Raw genomic sequence first — 15,044 nt, 5'->3', positions numbered from 1 at the left:
CCTCAAAAACCCCCGGAAATTTGTTCACGTGCCCCGGTGTGGGGGACCCCGGGGGGCCCCGACGGTACGCCCGGGCGCGGTTCCGCCGCCGCCCCGGGCGGGCGGCAGGGATTCCTCACCGCCGGCCTTCTGGTGTGCGCGGGGTGCGCCGGGTGCGCGGGGTGCGCAGCGTGCGCGGGGTGCGCCGGGTCCGGTCAGTGACCGGAGTGCGAAGCGCCTTCGGAGGGCTCGCCCGACACGTGCGCGGAGTGGTCCGTGCCCTCCTCGATATCACCGCCGAGCGTCTTGCGCAGCGCCGTCACGGTGCTGGTCTCCTCACCCACGGCCACCCACTTGCGGCCGACCAGGTAGTGGCCGCCGTAGTCCTTGGCCCCGTTGATCCACTCGCGCTGACCGCGGTCGGTGGCGAAGGTCAGCAGGATGAACTTGCCGTCGGCGTTCTTGCAGAGCGCCTGGCGGAGTTCGTCGGCGTCGGTCTGCATGTCGGGCGTGCACTTCACCTCGGCGGCCAGGTGCTCCAGGCTGCCGGTCGCCGTCACCGGGACGGTCTCCTCGGCCCCGTCGGAACCACAGCCCGTCAGCACCAGCGCCGCGGCGGCGGCGACCACCGCGAGCATCGGTCGGGTCATCTTCATCCGTTCCTCCCTGCGAGAGCCTCGCCCTGGATACGGCTCTCACGCGCGGTGCGCTCAAAATACCCGTACCGGGTGGGGACACCCGTGCGAGAGTGTGCCGGTGAACCAAGACTGGGAAGATCGCGTGACCGCCGCCTGGGCCGGCTTCGACGAGTATCCGCAGGAGCGGGCGGCGGAGTTCCGGGCCGTGATAGACAAGCTGGCCGCCGAACTTCCCGAAGACAGTCCACTGGGCTCGTTCGAGCGGGCCTGCGCCTGGGACTCGACCGGCCACTCGGACCGGGCCGCGCCGCTGTACCGGGACGCGCTCGCACGCGGGCTGAGCGACGTGAGCGGCTACAAGGGCAGGCGGGCCAAGATCCAACTGTCCAGCTCGCTGCGCAACATCGGACAGGCGGAAGAGGGCGTCAAGCTGCTGACCGCCGAACTGGACGCCTCGTCGGACGAGTTGGACGATGCCGTACGCGCCTGCCTGGCCCTGTGCCTGTCGAGCCTCGGCCGCGACCGCGAGGGCCTGTCCCTGGTGCTCGGCGCCCTGGCCCCCCATCTGCCGCGCTACCAGCGGTCGATGGCCAACTACGCGAAGGCGCTCCGGGAGGACTGACCCGCCCGGGGTGACCATCCGCCGTTTCGCTCGTTCTGCTGGACGTGCAGTCACAGGATGTCGCCCCGCGCCCCGCACCCCGGTCCTCCGCCGACCGGATCGTCGACGTCGAGCAGGCCGAGGCCGCGCTCGTCGAGCACTACCCGCGGCTCGTCCGGCTCGCCTACCTGGTGCTGCCGCCCGGCCTCGGCCGCAGTCGGCGCGTCCTGACCGCGCACGCCCTCGCCCAGCGCGCCCTGCCCCGCGGCAGCGCCTCGACCCCCGTCATCCCGGCCCAGAACGGGGGCGCGGCGGACGGCCGTGACGGCGACCCCGGGTACGCCTACATCCGCCTTCAGGTGGTGCGTACGGCGCTGGAGGCGGGCCTGCCGCTGAGGCTCCTGGCCCGGCCCAAGCGCGCGCAGTTCCCTCCGCTGCTCCCCCAGATCCGGGGCCTGCGGCTCTTCCCCCGCTCCGGCGGCGCCGACGAGCTCGCCCTGGACCAGCGCCTGGCCGCCCTGTCGGGCCCGGCCCGGGCCGTCTACGTACTGCGCGGACTGGAGCGGCTCCCCGACGGCGACGTCCGCGAGGTGCTGACCGGGTCCGGCGTCGCGGCCGCCGAGGTGACGGCGGCGCTGCGCGAGGCGGGCCAGGTCCCCGCCGCCCAGTACGCCCTGCTCGACTCCCCCGAGTTCGACGCCTGCTCGCTCCAGGCCCGGCCCACCGATCTGATGCGCCGCCGCCGGTACACCAGGGCCGCGCTGGCCGCCGCGGCCGCGCTCGCCGTGTGCGGCACCCTGGTCGCGCTGCCCGGCGGCGGCTGGGGGGCCGACGGCGCGGCCGCCCCGCTGTACGCGCAGAACCCGGCCGCCGAGGCCGCCCTCGACCCCGGGCGGCTGGTGAAGGTGTCCCCCGCCGCCTGGAAGACCTCCGCGCGCACCGACTTCTCCGTCTGGCCCGCGCGCGGCCCCCTCACCCGCGACAGCGCGCTGCTGCGCCGCGCCCTCGCCGTCTGGGCCCGCCCCGGGAAGGCCGTGCACGTCTCCGCCACCCCGGACACCCCGGTCGGCGGCCCCGCCGGACCGCCCCGGCTCCTCTACGCGGGCGAGGTCGACAACGCGCGCGTGGTGATCCTCTACGACGGTCTGCGCATCGCCCGCTACGCCGAGCCGCAGGACGGCGCCGCCGGGGCGGCCCTCGACTTCGCACGGGTCGACGGCGCGACCGGCGCCGAGGCGGCCGCGCTGGTGCTGGGCCGGGCCGACGGCAACGTCCGTTATCTGACGGCGCCCTGGGTGACGAAGGCCGGCGAGCGGGACCTGTCGAAGCCGGGCGCCGGGGTGATGGACCTGACGCTGACCGACGGGATCACCTCGCCGCTGGCCAGCCCGGCCACCCACACCGGCACGTGCACGACGTGGAACGTGCTCCAGCTGACGGACGCCTCCGGCACCCACCTGCTCAGCGACCTCGGCGAGCTCGTCCCCGCCCGCCTCACCGCGGGGCGCCCGGCCGCCCCCAAGGAGGCGAGCGGTGCGGCGGCGCTGCGGATCTGGGCGCCGTTCGCCTGCTCGCTGGCCGACGCCCGTGGACAGGGCGTGCGGACGGTCAACGCCTGGGGCTACACCCGGCAGCAGCTGCCCGACGCGAGCGGAGCGGCGACCTGGGTGTGCACCCGGGCCGAGACCTGGCGGGGCGACGGGAGCAGGGTGCTGGCCCAGTTCCACACGCCGGGCGGGCTGTGGGGGGCGGCCGTGGCGAAGGCCGGGGACGTACCGGCGTGCGGGCCGCGCGATCCGCATGTGCTGGCCGGGGTGCTGTGGAAGTCGAAGGGCGGCGACTGGTACCTCCTCGCCGCCGGCGACAAGGCGACGTCGTCCATCCGGGCGACCGGCGGGGTGACCGGGTCCGGGCAGGGCCACCTGCTGGCGGTGCCGACGAAGCAGGGCGCGCAGGCCGGCCTGGAGGGCAGGCTGAAGGACGGGCGGTCGATCAGCGGACTGCGCTGAGCCGTCGACGGGCACATCGGGTGGCCGCATCGGGTGGCCGCATCGGGTAGGCACTTCGGGGTGGGCGAGCCGGGCGAGGGAGGCGGCCGGCCAAGTCGTGCGGGCGAGTTGTCGCACAGGGGTTCACCCCCGCCCTACCCGTCAGTACATTGACATCATGTCTAACAAGCCCGAGGGGCGGCCGGACGAGCGTGTCACGCTCAAGGCACGCAAGGTGTCCTTCTCCTGGGAGGGCACCCCGCTGCACTGGGTACCGGGGGACCCGTTCGCCACGCACACCATCAACGTGCTGCATCTGCTGCTGCCGGCCGGTGAGCGCTGGTTCGTGCACGTCTACAAGCAGGTGCTGCCGTACATCCGGGACGAGCGGCTGCGCGAGGACGTCATCGGGTTCATCGGGCAGGAGGCGATGCACTCCCAGGCCCACGACGAGGTGCTGCCGCATCTGCGCGAGCAGGGGCTCGACCCGACGCCGTACACCGCGCAGGTCGACTGGTTCTTCGAGAAGCTCCTCGGCGACCGGAGCCTGCCGCCGGGCCGCGCCCGGCGCTGGTGGCTGATGGAGCGGGTGGCGCTGATCGCCGCCATCGAGCACTACACCGCGTTCCTCGGCGACTGGGTGCTGAACGCGCAGGAGCTCGACCGGCGGGGCGCCGACCCGACCATGCTGGACCTGCTGCGCTGGCACGGGGCCGAGGAGGTCGAGCACCGGTCCGTCGCCTTCGACCTGTTCACCCACGTCGACGGCGGCTACCGGCGGCGGGTGCGGACCTGGGCGACGGCGTTCGCGGCGCTGGTGTTCCTGTGGCAGCGCGGGACCCGGTTCTTCATGGAGAACGACCCGACCCTCGTCGACGGCCGCGCCTCCTTCAAGGACTTCTACGTCCGCGGCAGACGGGGCACGCTGCCCGCGACCGGCGACCTGCTGAGGTCGGTGCCGCGCTATCTGAGCCGCGCGTACCACCCCTCGCAGGAGGGTTCCACCCAGCAGGCGGTCGCCTATCTCGCCTCCTCCCCCGCCGCGCTGGCCGCGCTCGCCGCGCAGGAAAGGGCCTCGTGATGCCGAAGCCGCCGACCGCCGTGGCCGTCGCGGGTGCGGCGCTGCTCGTCCGGCGGGCGCTGCGCCGCCGGATCCGGTCCTCGCCGCTGTGGCCGATGCCCGCGCTGGCGGAACCGGTCTCCGGCCGGCCCCGGTCGCGGGCGCTGCGGCTGCTGGTCACCGCTCGGCGCACGGTCGCCGACGGGGTCGTCGAACTGCGCCTCGAAGGAGGCGAGTTGCCGCGCTGGGAGCCGGGGGCGCATCTCGACCTGGTGCTGCCGTCGGGGCTGGTGCGGCAGTACTCGCTGTGCGGGGACCCGGAGGACACCTCCTCCTACACCGTCGCCACGCGGCTCGTCACGGACGGGCGGGGCGGCTCGCGCGAGGTGCACGAACAGCTGCGGGAGGGAATGGAGGTCGAGGTGCGGGGGCCCCGGAACCGTTTCCCGCTCGTAGAGGCGCCCTCGTACGTCTTCGTCGCCGGGGGCATCGGCATCACGCCGATCCTGCCCATGCTGCGGGCCCTCGCCGAAGGCGCCGAGTGGCGGCTGCTCTACGCCGGCCGGACACGGGCTTCGATGCCGTTCCTGGAGGAGGTCGAGAAGCTCGGCGGCCAGGACCGGGTGACGGTGGTGGACGGACGGCCCGGTCTCGACGCGCTGCTCACGGACCTGCCCGAGGGGACGGCCGTCTACTGCTGTGGCCCGCAGGGGCTCATGGCGGCGGTGGAGGAGCGCGTGCCGCACGTCCGCCTCGAGCGGTTCACGGCGCGTACCGACCGCGACGGCGGTCCCTTCGAGGTCGAACTCAGGCGCACCGGACGGGTGGTGGCCGTCGCGGCCGACTCGACCGTACTGGCCGCCGTACGCGCCGAACTGCCGGACACCCTCTACTCGTGCGAGCAGGGTTTCTGCGGGACCTGCCGGCAGCGGGTGCTGGCGGGCGAGGTGGAGCACCGGGACGAGTTGCTCACCGACGCGGAGCGCGACGACTCGATGCTGATCTGTGTCTCGCGGTCGCGCGGCGAACGACTGGTGCTGGACATGTGAGACGGCCGCCCGCGCCGCCGCCCGCGACCGTCGCCTGAAGCGGCACATGACCCGGCACATGACCCGGTACGTGACCCGGCACGTGACTCGAAAGGTGACGCGAAAATTGACTGACATGTGACCGGACAAGTAGCCGGATAAGTGATGGATCGGGTGAACGTCTGCACCGGTCCGGTCCGTTCTGGGCCGGAACCGATCGGTAAGGTGTTCGCATGACTACCGGGGTTCGTCGCAGAATGGGAGTCGAGGAGCGTCGGCAGCAGTTGATCGGCGTCGCCCTCGAACTGTTCGCCCAGCGCTCGCCCGACGAGGTCTCCATCGACGAGATAGCCGCGGCCGCGGGCATCTCGCGCCCCCTCGTCTACCACTACTTCCCCGGCAAACTCAGCCTGTACGAGGCCGCGTTGAAGCGGGCCTCGGAGGACCTGGCGGGCCGGTTCGCCGAGCCGCACGAAGGACCGCTCGGCTCCCGGCTGCTCCGCGTGATGCGCCGCTACTTCGACTTCGTCGACGCGCACGGCCCGGGTTTCTCCGCCCTCATGCGCGGGGGACCGGCGGTCGGCTCCTCGACCACGAACGCCCTCATCGACGCCGTACGCCAGAACGCCTACGAGCAGATCCTGTCGCACCTGGGGATCACCGACGCGCCCCCGCGCCTGGAGCTGATCGTCCGCTCCTGGGTCTCGCTCGCCGAGTCCACCGCGCTGATCTGGCTGGACGGGCGGCGCATCCCCCGCGAGGAGCTGGAGGTCCAGCTCGTGCAGGACTTCGCCGCCCTGACGGCCGTCGGCGCGGCCCACGACCACGAGCTGCGCACCCTGCTGCGCCCCGTGCTCGGCGGCGAGCCGGCCGACGGGCCGTTCGGCGACCTGGTCACCCGGCTCATCGCCCTCGCCTCCTGAAGCCGCCCGCCGGCCGGGCCCTGTTCTGGCTCTAGCTCTCGTACTTGCGGTACGACGGGTCGAGGTCGCGCACCTCGGCGGAGGCGTGCAGCGCGAAACCGTCCTGCGCCACGTGCTCGCGCAGCAGCTCCAGTACGGCCTCGGTCAGCTTCGTCTTCGTCTCGTCGGTGCGGCCGGCCAGCAGCCCCAGCGTGACGTGGACGATCGCGTGCCCCCGCTCCTCGGGGTCGTCGTAGCCGAACGCGGTGAACTCGGCGGGACGGAACAGGGTCTTGCAGGCTTCCGGCTTGGCGGCCGCGATCTCGACGACCGAGGTGTGCAGGGCTCGCGCGAACCCGGTCCGGTCGAAGGCGGACGCCATCGTGGCCGAGTAGTCGACGGTGATCTGCGGCATGGGCACTCCTGTTCTAGGGCAACAAGGATCAGCCTAGGCCGTCAGCCGCAGGACCAGCATCGCGATGTCGTCCTCCCGGTCGTGGCCGAAGCTGGTGAGGAGCGTGTCGCACAGCGCGTCCAGGCCCGGCATGGCGCCGATGGCCGCCGCGCGGAGGTGCTCCATCGAGACCGCGAGATCGATGCCCCGGGTCTCGATCAGACCGTCGGTGACCATGAGGAGCCGGTCGGTGGGCTCGAGGAACAGCTCGGTGGGCGGCGGGTGGGGCACGCCGAGGCCGAGCAGCGGGCCCGCCGCCTTGGCGTAGTCGGCGCCCTGGGTGTCCCGGACGATCAGCGGCGGGATGTGCCCCGCGTTGGCGATGCGGGTACGCCCGGTGGCGGGGTCGATCAGGACCAGACAGACGGTCGCCGTGACCTCGGGGTGGTAGAGCTGGAGCATCCGGTCGAGGCGCTCGGCGAGCACGGCCGGGTCGCTCTCGTCGACGCAGTAGGCGCGCAGCCGTGCGGCCCGTACGGCCGCCCGGACCACCGCGTCGATCTCCTCGGGCTCGGCGGGCATCGCCAGGTGGGCCTCGCCGCCCGCGTCCAGCCCCTGCCCGCGGTCGCCCGGGGCCACGTCACCGGCCGAGAAGTGCACGACGGGCAGCCCGGCCATGTGCGGCCGGGCCTTGAGCCGTCGGCACAGCTCGAAGCCGCTCATGTCCGGCAGCTCCACGTCGACGAGGGCCACGTCCGGCAGGGCGCCCTTGCGCCGCCGTACGTCCAGTTCGACGAGCGCCTCGTGGCCGGTGCCGACCGCGACGACCTGGTGGCCGGCGCGGCGCAGCACCACGCCGAGGGCGAACCGGCCGGCCGCCGTGCGGTCCACGACCAGCACGGTCGTGTCCGTCCGTCTGTCGTTGACGTCCATCTGCCGACCCTCGGACTCACCGGTGGAGCAGACCGGCCACAAGGTCTGCTCCACCAAGGTAGTGCCCCTGTCTAGGGGGTCGTCCGGGAGAACACCGCGACGGTCCGGCCCGGCACGGCGAACGTGCCGGACTGCGTCACGTACGACGCGGCCTTGACGGTGGGGTCCGTCCCCGCCGCCTGCGCCGGGTGCAGCCGGTATCCCGTCCCGGCGAGCGCGTCGACGGTCTGCTTCGTGGCGGTCGGCGTCGCGTTGAACACGACGACCAGGTCGCCGAGTTCCATGGTGATCACCCCGGGCGTCTCGTCCTTCCCCGACAGCGGGAAGGAGAGCGCCGACTGCACCCGCTCGGCCGTCCCGAGGGAGAACGCCTTCTCGGTGGTACGGATCCTCAGCAGGTCCTGGTAGGCGGCGGAGGCCGAGGTGATCTGCGGGCAGCCGACCTCGACGGTGGTCAACAGGGGCTTGGCGTAGGGCCACTTGGAGGCGTTGTCGACGGCCGGCGGCAGTCCCCGGCCGAAGCCGTTGCCGGCGGCGCAGTTCCAGTGGATCGCGTTGAACCAGTCCCCGCTGTCGTAGGAGTTGCGGTCCAGGGACTTGGAGCGCAGCAGGTCGGTGCCCGCCTGGGACAGGGCCGGGCCCTGGGAGAGCTCGGCGGTGGCCATGGCGAGGACCTGCATGCGGGAACGGTCGGCCGCCGAGGTGTCCCCCGGCAGCTTGTACGCCAGCGCGTCGAACAGCGACTCGTTGTCGTGCGCGTCGACATAGGCGAGGGCGTCGCCGGGCGCGGCCGCGTAGCCGGCCGGGGCCCCGTTGTAGTCGACCTCGGCGCCGGTGACCTCCTTGCCGTCGGCGCCGGTGAAGCGGTAGGCGGCGAGGTTGCCGGACAGCCCGACCTTGATGAGGTCCTGGTAGTGCAGCAGACGGGCCTTCTGCTCGGCCGGAGTGCCGTTGCCGGTGGACGAGTTGGGGTCGGTGTAGAGCCCGGAGGCGAAGCCCTGGACGCCCGGGTCCTCGTCGAAGGGACCGCCGCCGCGCACGGCGTCACGCGCCCGGTCGGAGAAGGTCGCGATGCCCGTGCCCGCCATGTTCTTCTGCGTGGCCTGGACGAACCGGGCGTCGTCGGCGACCTCGCCGAAGTTCCAGCCCTCGCCGTAGAGGATGATCTTCTTGCCGTCGACGCCGTCCCTGGCGAGGGTCAGCGCGTCCAGCGCCTTGCGCACCGCCAGGATGTTGGCCTTGGGGTGGTGCCCCATGAGGTCGAAGCGGAAGCCGTCGACCTTGTACTCCTCGGCCCAGGTGACGATCGAGTCGACGACCAGCTTGCCCATCATCGCGTTCTCGGTCGCGGTGTTCGCACAGCAGGTGCTGTTCGCGACCGAGCCGTCGGCGAGCAGCCGCTGGTAGTAGCCGGGGACGATCCGGTCGAGGACGCTGGTCGCCGCCTGGCCGCTCGCCGCCGTGTGGTTGTAGACGACGTCCATGACGACCCTGAGGCCCTCCTGGTTCAGCGACTTCACCATCTCGCGGAACTCGACGGTGCGCTCGGTCCCGTCCGGGTCACCGGCGTACGACCCCTCGGGGACCGTGTAGTGGTACGGGTCGTACCCCCAGTTGTAGGCGTCCTTCGCGGCGGCCGCGGCCACGCACTCCTGCTGCTTCTCGGAGTCGGCCGGGTAGGAGGCCAGGTCGCAGTCGGGGGCCGACTGTGCGGCCTTGTCCTCGGCGATGGTGGCGATGTCGAAGACGGGCAGCAGATGGACGTACGACGTGCCCGCCGCCGCCAGCTCCCGCAGATGCTTCGAGCCGTCGCTGTCCCGGTCCGTGAAGGCCAGGTAGGTGCCCCGGTCCTGGGCGGGGACGGTCGGGTCCGCGACGGAGAAGTCCCGGACGTGCAGTTCCTGGATCCGGGCGTCCTTCAGCGGGACGGCCTTCGGCTTGGTGAGCGTGGACCAGCCGCCGGGGGCGAGGGCCTTGTCGTCGAGGTCGACGACGAGGCTGCGCGCGGAGTCGGTGGTGAGGGCGACCGAGTAGGGGTCGGTGACCTTGTTGGTGACGACCTTGCCGACGCTGGGCGCCCACACCGTCACGACGTACCGGTAGGGCTTGTTCTTCCAGGACCTGGGGCCGGTGACGGACCAGACGCCGGTGGTGCCGTCGCGCTTCATCCTCACGGTGGAGCCGTCGAGCTCCAGGGAGACCTGCTGGGCCGTCGGGGCCCAGACGGCCAGGGTCGGCCGGCCGTCGCGGAAGGTCGGCCCGAGCCGCGCCTTCGTCGCACCGGTGTACAGGTCGTCCAGCACGCCCGCGGTCTGTACCCCCGTCGCCGCCAGCACCGCCCCGTTCACGGCCCGTTGGGAGGCCACGACCTGACCGCTCAGCGCCGCGCGTACCCGGTCCCGGTCGCGCGGGTCGACGGACCAGGCGGTGTAGGTCTCGAGGTGCGGATACGTGGCCTTCTGGGCGTCGGTGAGGGTGGTCTTCGTCAGCCGCAGCCACTGGGCGGCCCCGGTGAGCGTGCCGTTCTCGACCGCGATCGAGCCCTTCGCGCTGTACAGCAGCTGGGTCGAGGCGGCGGCCGCGGAGCCGTTCCAGGCGACGGTGTTCCGGTCGATCCAGACCGCCTTGGACGTGGTCAGGTCGAGGGCCGCCGCGGAGCCGGCCGGTTGCGGGAGAAGGTACTTCTCCTGGCCGTTCAGCAGCCACACCTCACGGCCGTTGCTCGTGAGGTCCAGCGACCGGTCGGTGGGCAGGTCCTTCTCGTCGCCCTTGTGCAGGATGTAACTCAGGCTGGTGGCACCGGCGGTGAGCGGCACCTCGAAGACCGCGCCGTACGCGTCGGTCGTGGCCGGCTTCAGCGGGTTCGACCACTCGGTGGGGTTCGCGGCGCCGGTCCAGGTGTGCAGACCCCAGCCGGTGTAGTCGCCGTCGGCGCGGTGGTAGTGCAGGACGGCCTTGGCGGTGTCCTGGGCGGGGTGGTCGGGCTTCTCCGTGAGGACGCCCTCCTTGCCCTGCTCGATCCAGACCTCGCCGGTCTTCGTGACGTCGATCGTGCGGTCGGCGGAGACGTCCTTGTCGCCCTGCTTGTCGATGACCAGGAACCCGACGGACGAGGCGCCCGGCTTCAGCTTGACGTAGGCGAAGGCCCCGTACGCGTCCCGGCCGACGAAGGGATGACTGTCCGGCCAGCTGGTCGACTCGCCGTCGGCCAGGTCGCCCCAGGCGTAAAGGCCCCAGTCGGCGTAGTCGCCGTCGGTGCGCTTGTAGTGGACGATCGCGTAGTCGCGCGAGGAGGCGGTGGGGGTCTCCTCGGCGGGCGGGGCGCCGGTGACGGAGGCCGCGGTGGCGCTCGCCGTGCGTCCGGCGGAGTCGACGACTACCGCCTTGTAGCGCAGGGCCGTGCCCGCGGGCACGTCCGCGCCGACGGTCTGTGTGACCCGGTAGGGGGCGTGGTCGGCGGAGCCGAGGGTCCGCCACCTGCCGTTGCCGGTCTGGGCGGCGAAGACGACCCGGTTCAGCTGACCGCCTTCCACGTCGGCGCTCAGCTCGACGGTGCCGGTCGCGCCGGCGGCGGGGGCGTGCAGGGTGACGGCCGGCCGGGCGGCCGGGGCGGGCAGCTTGCGGGTGGCCTTGAGGACGACGGCCGAGCCCGCGGGAACGGTTACGGTGATTTTCTTGTCGGCGCCGGCGGCAACCGTCTTCTGGGTGCCGTAGATCCCGCGGAACGCGGTGTTCGCGGAACCGGTTTCGAAGGTCGCTTCCCGCGCCGTGCCGGCGTTGTTGAAGGCGACGACGTACTCGGTCGTGTCCTTGCCGGTGCCGTTGCGGGAGAAGGCGTAGACGCCGGCGCCGTCGGCCGCGTAGCGCTCGGTCTGGACGCCGTCGGTGAGGGCGGGGTTCGCCCTGCGCAGCTGGGACAGGGCGCTGATCTGCCGGTACAGCGGCGCGCCGGTGTCGTACGCGTCGCTCGCGTGGGTGCGGTCGGTGCCGAGCTCGTCGTCGTCGAGGTAGTCGGCCGTCTTCGACGCGAACATCGTCTGGCGGGCGTCCTTGTCGCCGCCGGCGCCGGTGAAGCCCTGCTCGTCGCCGTAGTAGACGACCGGGTTGCCGCGGCTGAGGAACATCAGCTCGTTGGCGAGCCTGTCCTTGGCGAGGAGTTCGGCGTCGGTGGCCTTGGGGTTGTCCTGGTTCAGGAAGTACCCGATGCGGCCCATGTCGTGGTTGCCGAGGAAGGTGACCTGCTCGTAGGCGTTGGCCTTGTCGGTCGTGTACTTGTAGTCGTCGGCGAAGACCGAGGCGAGCTTTTGCGCGCTGCCGCCCTGGGAGGCGTACTGGCGGGCCGCCTCCTGGAAGGGGAAGTCGAGCGTGGCGTCGAGGCGGCCCTGGGTGACGTACGGGGACGTGATCGACGTGTCGGCGGAGTAGACCTCGCCGAACATGAAGAAGTCGTCCCGGCCCTGCTTGGCCGCGTAGGCGTCGAGGGCCGTCGCCCACTGGGTCCAGAACTCCATGTTCACGTGCTTCACGGTGTCGATCCGGAAACCGTCGATCCGGAAGTCCCGCACCCAGCGCTGGTAGATCTTCTCCATCCCGCTGACGACCTCGGGGCGCTCGGTCCACAGGTCGTCGAGCCCGGAGAAGTCTCCGTACGTGGTCGACTCACCGGCGTAGGTCGAGTCGCCGCGGTTGTGGTACATCGTCGGGTCGTTGAGCCAGGTGGGGACCTTGGCGGTCCGCTGCGCGGCGGTGACCGTCGGGGTGCGCGGGAAGGAGCCGGCGTCCACGGCCGGGAACTTCGTGCCGCCGTCCGCGTGGTCGGAGTCGTCGAAGGGCTCGCCGTCCTTCGTCAGGTACGGGAAGGCGCCCTTGGACAGGTAGTCGTAGGACTTCTCCTCGTAGTCGACGACATCGGCGGTGTGGTTGGTGATGACGTCGAAGAAGACCTTCATTCCCTTGGCGTGCGCCTTGGAGATGAGGGTTTCCAGGTCCTTGTTGGTGCCGAAGTGCGGGTCGACCTGGGTGAAGTCGGTGATCCAGTAGCCGTGGTAGCCCGCCGAGGCTCCCCCAGTGCCAGACGCCTGGGAGGTACCCTCACTGCCGGTTCCCTGCACGGGCCGGTTCTTGAAGATCGGCGCCATCCAGATGGAGGTGGTGCCGAGGCCCTTGATGTAGTCGAGGCGCTGGGTCAGGCCCTTGAGGTCGCCGCCCTGGTAGAAGCCCTTGTCGGTGGGGTCGTAGCCGGTGGTGAGGCGTGAACCGGTCAGTCCGCCCTTGTCGTTGGCGGTGCTGCCGTTGGCGAAGCGGTCCGGCATCACGAAGTAGAACTGCTCACGGGTGTCGTCGTGGCGGGCCGGGGCGGCGGCCAGTTTCGCGTCGGACGGCGGTGCGGGCGGGCTGTCCGCGTGCGCCGCGAGGGGCTGCACGAGGGCTGCGGCCAGCGCGGCCACGGCGACGGCCGCGACCCGTCGGGCAGGTGGCGTGGTGCGGCGCTTCGAGGGCGCCGGGGGCGCCGGCCATCTCGGTATCACAGGCGGGAACTCCTTGCGATTGCGGCTCTCTTGGGTCCGACCCCAACGCCGCGGGACGGCTTCGTCGCCGGGCGCCCGCGTGACCGTATCGCTGACGAAAGGTTTACAGCAAGAGGCTTGCAACTCACAGCAAGAACTTTCACCAGGACCTTGACGGCCTGTTCTCGACGGGCCCACTCTCACCCCGAACGCCACCGACGTGACGTTCGGCGCCGACGCGACGACGAGCCTGGGCACCGACGTCCGCGTCGTCGGGTCCATCGCGTCCATGGGCTCGTGGAACACCGCCGACGCCGTCCCGCCGTCGTCGGCGTCGTCTCCCGTCTGGAGCAAGGCGGTCATCGTCCCGAAGAGCGTGTCCTTCGCGTACGAGTTCCTGAAGAAGGACGGCTCCGGGAACGTGACCTGGGATCCGGGACGAACCGCTCCTACACGACGGGCAGTTCGTCCGGGTACTCACGAGCGACACCTGGACGTGCGCAGTCCCGGCCGCCACGGAAGCGGGTGCCACTGGCCCGTGGCGGCCGGGGAAGGACTCAGCAGCTCGACTTGCCCGCGTAGATCGCCAGGGCGGTGTTGCCGCCCAGGGTCGCCGTGAACTGCCCCGAACCGTTCACGCTCACGGTCGTGTTGTTCTGCACGTTGCAGTAGGTGCCGGCGGCGAGGGACGTCTGGTACGTCCGGCTGAGGGAACCGCTCTCGTGGTTGATCGCGACGTACCCCTTGCTTCCCCGCCCGAAGGCGATCGCGTCGCCCCCGTTGTCCCACCAGTCGGTCATCGACGCACCCCGCGTGGCGTTGCGGAAGGCCACCATGCGCAGGATCTCCGGCCAGGCGTGCTGGCACTTCCAGCCGTTCTGCCAGCAGGCGCTCACGGCGCCGCCGTCGGGCGGACCGGCGTCCGCGTCCGACCACTCGTAGCCGGAGTCGATGTCCGGGGCGCCGTACGGATACGCGAGCATGAAGACGTTGGCGAGCGTGTAGTTCGCCCCGTCCTTGTAGGTGAGGGTCGATCCGTTGCGCTCGGTGTCGTGGTTGTCGACGAACACACCCGCGGCGGAACTGCTCAGATACCCCCAGCCCTCGCCGTAGTTCTTCAGGTAGGCGAGGTTCTCGTTGTTGAAGACCCGCTTGAGGTCGTAGGCGTAACGGAACTCCTGGACGTCGCCGTTGCCGGTGTACTCGGTCGGCTGGACGGCCTCTCCGCTGCCGTAGATGACCTCCTGCTTCCAGTACACGCCCGGGCTCGTCAGCCGGGACTTGATGTTGGCGAGGTCGGCGGTGTCGATGTGCTTGGCCGCGTCGATGCGGAAGCCGTCGACCCCGAGGGTGAGCAGGTCGTTCATGTACCCGGCGACGGTCTTGCGGACGTACTCCTCGCCGGTGTCCAGGTCGGCGAGGCCGACCAGCTCGCAGTGCTGGACGTTCCAGCGGTCGGCGTAGTTCGTGATCTGGGACGTGCAGTCGTCGAAGTCGTACGAGGAGTACACGCCCGGGTAGTTGTACTTCGTGTACGACGAGCCGCCGGTGCCGGTGCCGCTGCCCGCGGCCATGTGGTTGACGACGGCGTCCACGACGACCTTCACACCGGCCGTGTGGCAGGTGTTCACCATGCTCTGGAACGCCGTGCGGTCGCCGAGCCGGCCCGCGATCCTGTAGCTGACGGGCTGGTACGACGTCCACCACTGCGAGCCCTGTATGTGCTCGGCGGGCGGGGAGACCTGCACGTAGCCGTATCCGGCCGGGCCGAGGGTGTTGGTGCACTCCTTGGCGACCGAGGCGAAGTTCCACTCGAAGAGGACGGCGGTGACGTCCTTGGTGCCGGGCGGGGCGGCCGACACGGCTGTGGGGGCCATGACGACGGCTGCGGCGGCCAGGGCGAGGGCGCCCGAAAGGGGTCTGCTGCTTGCCATGTGGGGAAGTCCTTCTCCGTTGAAGGCTCTTGCTGAAACATGTCAGCAAACTTGCGGTGACGGAGATGTTAAAGGCCCGC

General features: G+C 71.4%; 11 protein-coding genes. 6 read left to right on the top strand and 5 right to left on the bottom strand.

What is annotated here, in order from left to right; all coding sequences use genetic code 11:
* Nucleotides 1-194: 194 nt before the first annotated feature.
* Nucleotides 195-635, bottom strand: a complete 441-nt coding sequence (locus ACFWBD_RS18420) for a hypothetical protein (RefSeq protein WP_385667638.1) — start codon at nucleotides 633-635, stop codon at nucleotides 195-197.
* A 124-nt stretch (nucleotides 636-759) separates the two neighbouring features.
* Here ACFWBD_RS18420 and ACFWBD_RS18415 point away from each other — a divergent pair, with 124 nt between their 5' ends.
* From ACFWBD_RS18415 to ACFWBD_RS18395, 5 genes are all read left to right on the top strand, one after another.
* Nucleotides 760-1,239 carry a tetratricopeptide repeat protein gene (locus ACFWBD_RS18415; protein WP_385667636.1) on the top strand — a complete coding sequence of 160 codons (480 nt, stop codon included), beginning with the start codon at nucleotides 760-762 and terminating at the stop codon, nucleotides 1,237-1,239.
* Nucleotides 1,240-1,283: 44 nt separating this feature from the next.
* Nucleotides 1,284-3,227 carry a hypothetical protein gene (locus tag ACFWBD_RS18410; RefSeq protein ID WP_385667634.1) on the top strand — a complete coding sequence of 648 codons (1,944 nt, stop codon included), beginning with the start codon at nucleotides 1,284-1,286 and terminating at the stop codon, nucleotides 3,225-3,227.
* A 157-nt stretch (nucleotides 3,228-3,384) separates the two neighbouring features.
* Nucleotides 3,385-4,287, top strand: coding sequence for a metal-dependent hydrolase (locus ACFWBD_RS18405; RefSeq protein ID WP_385667633.1), 903 nt, complete (start codon nucleotides 3,385-3,387; stop codon nucleotides 4,285-4,287).
* A complete protein-coding gene (locus tag ACFWBD_RS18400; RefSeq protein ID WP_385667631.1) occupies nucleotides 4,287-5,315 on the top strand; it encodes a PDR/VanB family oxidoreductase in 1,029 nt (342 codons plus the stop codon). The genes ACFWBD_RS18405 and ACFWBD_RS18400 overlap by 1 nt, the downstream gene beginning before the upstream one ends.
* A gap of 212 nt (nucleotides 5,316-5,527) precedes the next feature.
* The gene (locus ACFWBD_RS18395; RefSeq protein ID WP_385667629.1) at nucleotides 5,528-6,217 is read left to right on the top strand and encodes a TetR/AcrR family transcriptional regulator; all 690 of its coding nucleotides are present in this window, start codon (nucleotides 5,528-5,530) and stop codon (nucleotides 6,215-6,217) included.
* Between the two features lie 31 nt (nucleotides 6,218-6,248).
* Here ACFWBD_RS18395 and ACFWBD_RS18390 read toward each other — a convergent pair whose 3' ends face one another.
* From ACFWBD_RS18390 to pulA, 3 genes are all read right to left on the bottom strand, one after another.
* Nucleotides 6,249-6,611: a 5-carboxymethyl-2-hydroxymuconate Delta-isomerase gene (locus ACFWBD_RS18390; protein WP_385667628.1), complete on the bottom strand. Its 363-nt coding sequence runs from the start codon at nucleotides 6,609-6,611 to the stop codon at nucleotides 6,249-6,251.
* A 33-nt stretch (nucleotides 6,612-6,644) separates the two neighbouring features.
* Entirely contained in the window at nucleotides 6,645-7,523 is an 879-nt protein-coding gene (locus tag ACFWBD_RS18385) for a SpoIIE family protein phosphatase (RefSeq protein WP_385667626.1), read from the bottom strand.
* A gap of 71 nt (nucleotides 7,524-7,594) precedes the next feature.
* The gene (gene pulA / locus ACFWBD_RS18380) at nucleotides 7,595-13,051 is read right to left on the bottom strand and encodes a pullulanase-type alpha-1,6-glucosidase (RefSeq protein ID WP_385667624.1); all 5,457 of its coding nucleotides are present in this window, start codon (nucleotides 13,049-13,051) and stop codon (nucleotides 7,595-7,597) included.
* A 199-nt stretch (nucleotides 13,052-13,250) separates the two neighbouring features.
* Between pulA and ACFWBD_RS18375 the strand changes: the two genes are divergently transcribed.
* Nucleotides 13,251-13,649, top strand: coding sequence for a carbohydrate-binding module family 20 domain-containing protein (locus ACFWBD_RS18375; protein WP_385667622.1), 399 nt, complete (start codon nucleotides 13,251-13,253; stop codon nucleotides 13,647-13,649).
* Here ACFWBD_RS18375 and ACFWBD_RS18370 read toward each other — a convergent pair.
* Nucleotides 13,588-14,964 (bottom strand): alpha-amylase family protein, encoded by a 1,377-nt coding sequence (locus ACFWBD_RS18370; RefSeq protein ID WP_385667620.1) that lies wholly within the window; start codon nucleotides 14,962-14,964, stop codon nucleotides 13,588-13,590. The two genes, ACFWBD_RS18375 and ACFWBD_RS18370, sit on opposite strands and share 62 nt — an antisense overlap.
* Nucleotides 14,965-15,044: the final 80 nt, after the last annotated feature.

Origin of the sequence: Streptomyces sp. NPDC060002 (assembly GCF_042737245.1) — a bacterium.
Lineage (GTDB): Bacteria > Actinomycetota > Actinomycetes > Streptomycetales > Streptomycetaceae > Streptomyces.
Note: the sequence above shows the minus strand (reverse complement) of the source record. Positions and strands in the feature narration are given on the sequence as shown.

Excerpts from the sequence above, each read along its gene's own strand:
- ACFWBD_RS18395 (WP_385667629.1), top strand. The coding sequence starts at position 5,528 with ATGACTACCGGGGTTCGTCGCAGAATGGGAGTCGAGGAGCGTCGGCAG.
- ACFWBD_RS18405 (WP_385667633.1), top strand. The coding sequence starts at position 3,385 with ATGTCTAACAAGCCCGAGGGGCGGCCGGACGAGCGTGTCACGCTCAAG.
- ACFWBD_RS18390 (WP_385667628.1), bottom strand. The coding sequence starts at position 6,611 with ATGCCGCAGATCACCGTCGACTACTCGGCCACGATGGCGTCCGCCTTC.
- ACFWBD_RS18420 (WP_385667638.1), bottom strand. The coding sequence starts at position 635 with ATGAAGATGACCCGACCGATGCTCGCGGTGGTCGCCGCCGCCGCGGCG.
- ACFWBD_RS18385 (WP_385667626.1), bottom strand. The coding sequence starts at position 7,523 with ATGGACGTCAACGACAGACGGACGGACACGACCGTGCTGGTCGTGGAC.
- ACFWBD_RS18400 (WP_385667631.1), top strand. The coding sequence starts at position 4,287 with ATGCCGAAGCCGCCGACCGCCGTGGCCGTCGCGGGTGCGGCGCTGCTC.
- ACFWBD_RS18370 (WP_385667620.1), bottom strand. The coding sequence starts at position 14,964 with ATGGCAAGCAGCAGACCCCTTTCGGGCGCCCTCGCCCTGGCCGCCGCA.